This window comes from Allorhizobium sp. Av2, from assembly GCF_021462805.2.
Taxonomy (GTDB): Bacteria; Pseudomonadota; Alphaproteobacteria; order Rhizobiales; family Rhizobiaceae; genus Allorhizobium; species Allorhizobium vitis_G.
In genome coordinates, this window is the sequence record NZ_CP192700.1 from 275,460 (window position 1) to 282,788 (window position 7,329).

Below are 7,329 nucleotides of genomic sequence, written 5' to 3' on the forward strand. Positions count from 1 at the left end.
CAGCCTCTTACTTGTTTTCGTTGACGGGTGGAGGCGGAGGAGGCGCCGAGGGCCTGCCGGATTGCCGGGTCTGATCAAGCTTGGCGTTTGCAAGACCGAGCAGTGAGCCGGCATAGGCGCCGGGCGATCCGATTGCTTTTTCCCTTGCTGCCGAACCGACTGCGCTGCTCGCGCCGCCGATGCCAGCTTCCATGCCGCGCATGGCGGCAGAGCCAAGTGACGCTCCCCCTGCCCTTGCGGCGCTCGCCGCCTGAAAACCTTTGCTGGCAGCGCCTGCCGTGAGGAAGGCGGCGCCCGCCGCGAACGAAGCCGCCTGCCCGCCATGCCGGATCGCCTCCATGCCGCCCGAGACCGATGCTCCCTGGACGACGCCCTGGATGATCGGCGGGACATACATGGCGATGATGAACACGACGACGGAGATGCCGGCGATGCCGATTGTGGTGATGAACTGGTCGGAGGTCGCCGTCGGCGCTTCGGCCAGCCCGATCAGGATGTCGGAACCGATCTTGGCGATCATGACCAGTGCCATCAGCTTCATGCCGACGGAGAAGGCGTAGACGAGGTAACGGACCGCGAAATCCTTGGTATAGGAGCTGCCACCCAAACCGAGCATGATCATGCCGGCCAGCAGTCCTACATACATTTCGACCATGACAGCGACGAAGATCGCTGCGACGAGCGAAAAGGCGACGACGACCACGATCATTGCAAAGACGGCGGCGATCGCCAGTGCGTTATCCTCCCAAAGCCCGAACTTCGCCTGTTCCGACATTTTGGAGGCTACGCGGATACCGGCATCGAAAATGTTGGCCGGCGAAGCGGAGCCCCCGCCGGCGCCGATCTGGAACAGGCTGTCCACCACCGCCTTCGCGAGCGCAGGGGCGCGATCGAGGATGAAGGCGAAGAGACCGATGAACATGATCCGACGCACGAGCTCGGCGAACCAGGCGTCGAGGCTTGCCGCATTGATCGCCAGCCACACGGCTGCGATGCCGATCTCGATCCCGGCGAGGATCCAGAACAGGGAGCGCGCCGCGTTCATGATCGTCGTCTCCCAGCCCTTGGCGGCGGTGACGACCTGGTTCTCCAAGGTGGTGAGCACGGAACCCTGTTGGGCGAGCGCCGGCGCTGTCGCGAGAGCTAGGATCGCGACGACGATGAATGCGGTTTCGAGCTTGCGGGACGGGCGAATGACTACCATCGCGGCTTCATTTCCTGCCCGCCACGCACGTCGCGATCCGGGTCGCCCCCGAAGAAGCGCTCCCGGTGCTCACGGTGCGCTGCGCCAAAACGCGACGTCCCGGCCGGTGTTTCAGTCGCAGCATCCGGTTGGACCACCACCCAGACGATCATGCCGGCTCCGAAGGCGACGACACCCGCGACTGCGAGGGCGATGATGATACGCGGGCTCACCAGCGGGGCTCCATAGTCTGCCCGCCGCGGATGTTATTGGTTGGCGCGTTGAAGAATTTCTCGCGCCGGGCCTGGGCAAGATCCTTCTGTGCCTGTTCCGACTGGAACCATGTTCCCATCATCGTGGTCTGCTGTGACACCAGCCCGCGCAGCTTCTGCATCTGCGCCACCTGCTGCGTTGCGATCTGGTGCCCGACCTGCAGGGCCTTCATCTGGCCGTCGGCGCTCTCCGACATCGAGCGCAGCGAGGACATGGTGGATTCCTCGCTGGAAAACTGCTCGGCCGTGAGGTTCGCCGCCTTCAGCGTGCCGGCGATCGTGTCGCGATTGGTGTCGGACCAGTTCTGATAGGTCGTTGAGAAGCTCTGGCCGTCCGGCAGGTTGCTCTTCATGTCGGCGAAACTCTGAAACCGCTGGTTCAGGACGTCATCGACGTTGCCCATCGAAAACGCGACGCCCTGCCCTTGCGCGACGATGTTCTGGAGCTTGTTGAGGTCGTTCTCGACCTGACCCCAGATATGGTTCGGCAGCTGCGCGGTGTTCTGCAGCAGGTTCTTGTAGATGTTGATCTGGTTCTGGATCTGCTCTGCAAGCTGGCTGATCTGGGTGATCTGATTGTTCACCTGCTCGGCCGACTTGCCGACAAGACTGATGAGCTCCGCATTGTTGGCGAGTTGCGTCCATTCGGTTGCCTGTCCGGTAACGCCGCCGGCAAAGGCCGGAACCGGGAGAGCGACCGGGATCATGATGGCCGTGATCATAGCGGCGCGCGCCGCTTCAAGCGGCCTGGAAAAGTGTTTCGGCATGGGCGATCCCCCTTTGCTGGAGCCAGTGCTTGGGCCAATCCGCCCCGTGTTCGAAGTGAAGGGCGCGGATGCGCTTCAGGTCCTCCTTGCCGGAAGCGCCGACGAAGGAAAGCGCCACGGGACCAAGCGACATATCGAACAGCCGGCGGCCCTCGGGGGAGGCGACGTAATATTCGCGTTTCGGCAGTGCGGTGGCGACGATCTCGATCTGCCGTTCGTTGAAACCGATGCGCTCATAGAACTCGCGCGTCCCTGGCTCGCGTGCCGCGCCGTTGGGCAGACATATTTTGGTCGGGCAGGATTCCTTCAGCACGTCGATGATCCCGGAACGCTCGGCGTCCGAGATCGACTGGGTCGCGAGCACTACGGCGCAGTTGGCCTTGCGCACCACCTTCAGCCATTCCCTGATTTTGTTGCGGAACGTCGGATGACCGAGCATCAGCCAGGCCTCGTCAAGAATGATAAGGCTGGGCGCCCCCGTCAGCCGCTTCTCGACCCGCCGGAACATATAGAGCAGGACCGGTACGAGATTGCGCTCGCCCAGATTCATCAGCTCCTCGACCTCGAAGCACTGGAAAGCGCCGAGCGCCAGCCCGTCCTGCTCTGCATCGAGCAACTGGCCCATCGGTCCATCGACCGTGTAGTGATGCAACGCGTCCTTGATCTCGCGCATCTGCACGCCTGAGACGAAATCCGAAAGCGAGCGGCCGCGGGATTCCGCCATCAGGGCAAGCTGCCGGGAAATGGCGTTGCGATAGTCAGGCGTGACCGTGACGCCCTGCAGGGCGACCAGCGTCTCGATCCACTCCGCCGCCCAGGCACGGTCGCCGTCGGACGCGAGTTCGGCGAGCGGGCAGAAGGCTAGTCGTGGCGAGTCCCTCTCCCCTCCTTCGGCCGCGTCCCCGCCGATCTCGTAGTGATCACCGCCTATGGCGAGCGTTAGCGGCAGCATCGACCGCCCCTTGTCGAACGCAAAGATCTGCGCATCCGCATAGCGTCGGAACTGCGCCGCGATCAGCGACAGCAAAGTCGATTTGCCCGAACCGGTCGGGCCGAAGACCAGCGTGTGTCCGACGTCATCGACATGGAGGTTGAGCCGGAACGGCGTCGAGCCGCTGGCGACCTGCATGAGCGGCGGCGATCCCGGCGGGTAGAATGGGCATGGCGCGACGGGGCTTCCCGACCAGACCGAGTTCAGCGGAATGAGGTCCGCGAGATTGCGCGTGTTGACGAGCGGCTCGCGGATATTGGCATAGGAAACTCCCGGCAGACTGCCGAGAAAGGCATCGGTCGCGTTCAGCGTCTCGATCCGGGCGCCGAATCCTTCGGCCTGGATCAATCGGCGGATCGCCTCGCACTTTTCCTGAAGCCGTTCTTGCTGTTCATCGAACAACACGATGACCGGCGTGTAATATCCATAAGCGACGAGCTGCGACGATGCCTCGGCGATTGCGTCCTCCGTCTCGGCGACCATCATCATCGCATCCTGATCGAGCGAGCGGCTCTGGGTCTGGAAAAGCTGATCGAAGAACGGACGGACCTTCTGCTGCCATTTCTTGCGGGTGCGCTCCAGTTTCTGGCGTGCCTCCTGCTCGTCGAGAAAAACGAAGCGCGACGACCACCGATAGGTGAGCGGCATCAGGTCGAGGCTGTTCAGGATCCCCGGCCAACTCTCCGCGGCTAAGCCGTCAATGGCGACGACGCCGAGGAATCGGCTCTCGACCGTCGGCGTCAGGCCGTGCTGGAGTTCAGCCGTGACCAGCCAATCGAGGTACATCGGGATATCCGGGAGCCGGACCGGATGGTTCTCACCGGTAATGCAGAAGCGGATGAACTGGAACAGCTCGTCATAGCGGGCGATCCGGAAGCCGCCGCGTTCTTCGGTTTCGCGCGTCACCATGCGGCGGATGGAGACGACATTGGCGAGGTACTGTTCGACCTCGCGGATGGAGGTCCGGAAGCTCTCAAGCGCCGTGTCGGCATAGGTGGCCGAACGGCTGGCGGTGTCAGAATAGACGTAGCGCGCCAGGCCGGAGCGCCGAGGCTCGGGCGGCCGCCAGGTCAGGATCAACGCGTGCCGGCTCTCGAAATGCCCGCTCTCCCGCTCGAAATGAGTCCGGCGCTCGGTATCAATCGCACGCGTGACGGGATCAGCAAAGTGGCAGGCGTCGTCTGCCGGATAGTCGATCGTCGGAACCCGCAAAGCCTCGACCTGGATCATCCAGCCCGAACCCAGCCGCGACATGATCATATTGATCTGCCGCGACACCTCGTTGCGCTCTGCATCCGTCGAGCTTTCGCTGTCCGGGCCGGCAAAATACCAGCCGGCCATCAGTGAGCCGTCCTTCAGAAGGATCACGCCATTGTCGACCAGGCCCGCATAGGGAACCAGATCGGCGAATGACGGTCCGGAGTGTCGGAAGAGGTTCAGTGCCACCATGTCCGCCTCTTCAGAACTTGCGCCACGGCGTAGAGGTCGGCCGGTAGAGAGATCGATAGGACACGTGCCGCAGATATACGCGGCGCATCAGCGGATCAGTCTTCGCCATCATACGAAGGGCAGCGACCGCGATCAGCCAGATGGCCACGCCGAACAGTGCGGCGTACCAGGTCAGCACCACGAAGATCAGGATCACGGCGGTAAGGCCGGTGAGCAGCACCAGTTCGCGGTCGGCGCCCATCAGCAGGTTCGGGCGTGACAGCGCTCGATGGACCCGTGAGCGGGCGAGGTTGGAGCCCGGTTCAGCCATGAGCCCCCTCCCCTTCCGGTCGAGGTGCCGCCGACATCTTGACATTCCCAGACGCGGGTCGGGCCTCGAACTTGCCGATCGAAGCGCCTGTCGCTCCGAAGAGAGCGACGATCTGGGTCGCGCCGAGAAGTACGCCGCCCACGAGGGCGACGTAGCAAAGCCTCCTTGCGAAATCATTCAACTCGCCCCCGAAGATCAGCATTGCGCCGGCGATCGCCACCGCTGCGAGGGCGATGAAGCCGGCCACCGGTCCCGTGATCGACTGCTGGATTTGCTGGAGCGGAGATTCCCACGGCAACCCACCCCCGCCCGAAGAGGCGAAGGCTGGGTCCGCCAGATTGACGCAGAAGACAACGGCGAACGCCGCAAGTGCAATGGCAGTCTCGGTCTTACGCGACATGGCTGTCCTCATCGATCTGGGCGTAATGTTCGGTCTGGTAACGGGAGTTGGTGAAGCCCTCGACATGGATCACTTCGCGAACCCGTCTCCCCTTCCCCGTTCGTTCGATCGAGACGATCAGATCGACTGCCTCGCCGATCACTTCCTGCATCGGCTGCTGGCTCGCTTCTGCTGTCAGCTGTTCCAGTCGACGGAGAGCGGACATCGCCGTGTTCGAGTGAATGGTGGTGACACCGCCAGGATGGCCGGTATTCCACGCCTTGAGCAGTGTAAGCGCCGCCCCGTCGCGGACCTCGCCGACGATGATGCGATCGGGCCGCAAGCGCATCGTGCTCTTGAGCAGGCGGGCCATGTCGATCGTTTCACTTGTATGGAGCGCCACGGCGTTCTCGGCCGCGCACTGAATCTCGGCGGTGTCCTCCAGCATGACGATCCGATCGTCCGGCGCATTCGCGATGATTTCGGCAATGACGGCATTGGCGAGCGTCGTCTTGCCGGAGCCAGTACCGCCGGAGATCACGATATTCATGCGAGACGCGATTGCGCTGCGCAGAACCGACGCTTGCGCCTCGGTCATGATCTTGTGTTTCAGATAGTCGTCGAGCGGGATCAGGCGTGAAGCACGCCGGCGGATCGTGAAGCTCGGCCCGGAAACGACCGGCGGCAGCAAACCCTCGAAGCGGTGACCGCCGATCGGGAGTTCGCCAGAGATGATCGGTTGCTCGTCGTCGGCCTCTGATTGTAGTGCGTGGGCGACGCTGCCGATGATAACTTCTGCGGCGGCGGGGCTGAGTTGGCCAGCCGGGGCCATGCCATGACCCAGGCGCTCAATGAAGAGCTTGCCATCGGGATTGAGCATGATCTCGACCACCATCGCATCATCAAGCGCGACGCAAAGCTGATCGCCGAGGGCGTCCTGGAGTTTCCGGACCAGACGCGAATGGGAGCGCAACTGGGTCACGCGGCACTCCTGATCGCTGCCACGTCGATCCGGGGGATCGAATGATAGCCCGGTGGGCAAACCTGCCGGAAGCTCGTCCTATCTGCCGGCAGGCTGCCCGCAATGGCGATGGTGTTGCCGATTGCGACCGGTGGGCCGAGCCGTTGCATTGGCCAGCCCGCCCGCTTCAGGATGCGCTCGAAGCGAAGATCGGTCGCGGTGACGATCTCGTTGTAGCCATTGGCCATAGACCATTCGATGATGCCGGCGAACAGGGTGAGCGTGGCGACATGCAGTTGGCTTGCGTCCCTCCGCGAGACAAGCGCGGTATCGACACAGAAGCGCGAGCTCTCGACCATCCCGGAATGCGCGACGAGCGAACCCGTTTCGAGGAGTTGCGGAAAAGTCTGCTCCAGCATCGTAGGGCCGAAAGCCGGAAGAAGACGGGCGCAACCTGCGACACGTCCACTATCGGTAATCGCCAGAAGGTAGGTCGGCTTGTAACCATCGTACTGGTCGCGCTCTTGCCCGGCTGTAATGGAGACTTCCCATTCCAGGCGGCCGCCGAACACCGTCGCGCGAAGACGGTGCATTTGTTTGAGGAAGCTTCGACTACGTTCGTATTGGTCCGGCGAGACTGTCAGTATCTGCATCACGATCTCCACATGAACAGGTCATGCGAACAAAAAATCATCTCGCGGCGCGTGTGCCTACGTGCAGATTTGCACCTGAGGTGATTCTACCGAGTCGGTGTTCCAGGGCATAGAATGCGAGTGGGTGAGAACGGCTAGATGCCGACAAGGTTGTGCAAATCTGCACGTGGTGACACGTCGCACAGAAGGAGGGAATCTGTCTAACTAACAGATAGCATTTGAAGAATCGGCATTTTTTATGATTTCGATTGAAACGTGTTTAACCTTTCATTAACCAAAAACGTCTTGCAACCTCACACGCATTGGGTAATCGTCACGGATAAATGGCAATACGCGCCAATTAACCGTGACAAGAGATTACACC

The 7,329-nt window shown here is 62.2% G+C and carries 8 protein-coding genes; all 8 read right to left on the bottom strand.

The features are described 5' to 3' along the window. Nucleotides 1-7: 7 nt before the first annotated feature. The 8 genes from trbL to traI are packed head-to-tail and all read right to left on the bottom strand — an operon-like array spanning nt 8 to nt 6,965. A complete protein-coding gene (gene trbL, locus FS819_RS28595; protein ID WP_060716495.1) occupies nt 8-1,204 on the bottom strand; it encodes a P-type conjugative transfer protein TrbL in 1,197 nt (398 codons plus the stop codon). Then, on the bottom strand, nt 1,198-1,416 hold the full coding sequence (trbK, locus tag FS819_RS28600; protein ID WP_060716496.1) for an entry exclusion protein TrbK: 219 nt from the start codon (nt 1,414-1,416) through the stop codon (nt 1,198-1,200). The genes trbL and trbK overlap by 7 nt, the downstream gene beginning before the upstream one ends. Beyond that, nucleotides 1,413-2,177: a P-type conjugative transfer protein TrbJ gene (gene trbJ, locus FS819_RS28605; RefSeq protein ID WP_409050128.1), complete on the bottom strand. Its 765-nt coding sequence runs from the start codon at nt 2,175-2,177 to the stop codon at nt 1,413-1,415. The genes trbK and trbJ overlap by 4 nt, the downstream gene beginning before the upstream one ends. Before the next feature lie 16 nt (nt 2,178-2,193). Beyond that, nucleotides 2,194-4,662 (bottom strand): conjugal transfer protein TrbE, encoded by a 2,469-nt coding sequence (locus FS819_RS28610; RefSeq protein WP_060716498.1) that lies wholly within the window; start codon nt 4,660-4,662, stop codon nt 2,194-2,196. A 10-nt stretch (nt 4,663-4,672) separates the two neighbouring features. Continuing rightward, the gene (locus FS819_RS28615; protein ID WP_045023373.1) at nt 4,673-4,972 is read right to left on the bottom strand and encodes a conjugal transfer protein TrbD; all 300 of its coding nucleotides are present in this window, start codon (nt 4,970-4,972) and stop codon (nt 4,673-4,675) included. After that, nucleotides 4,965-5,372 carry a conjugal transfer pilin TrbC gene (gene trbC, locus FS819_RS28620; protein ID WP_060716499.1) on the bottom strand — a complete coding sequence of 136 codons (408 nt, stop codon included), beginning with the start codon at nt 5,370-5,372 and terminating at the stop codon, nt 4,965-4,967. Before trbC ends, FS819_RS28615 begins: the two co-directional genes overlap by 8 nt. After that, nucleotides 5,362-6,333, bottom strand: a complete 972-nt coding sequence (trbB, locus tag FS819_RS28625) for a P-type conjugative transfer ATPase TrbB (RefSeq protein WP_060716500.1) — start codon at nt 6,331-6,333, stop codon at nt 5,362-5,364. Before trbB ends, trbC begins: the two co-directional genes overlap by 11 nt. After that, nucleotides 6,330-6,965: an acyl-homoserine-lactone synthase gene (gene traI / locus FS819_RS28630; protein ID WP_060716501.1), complete on the bottom strand. Its 636-nt coding sequence runs from the start codon at nt 6,963-6,965 to the stop codon at nt 6,330-6,332. Before traI ends, trbB begins: the two co-directional genes overlap by 4 nt. Nucleotides 6,966-7,329: the final 364 nt, after the last annotated feature.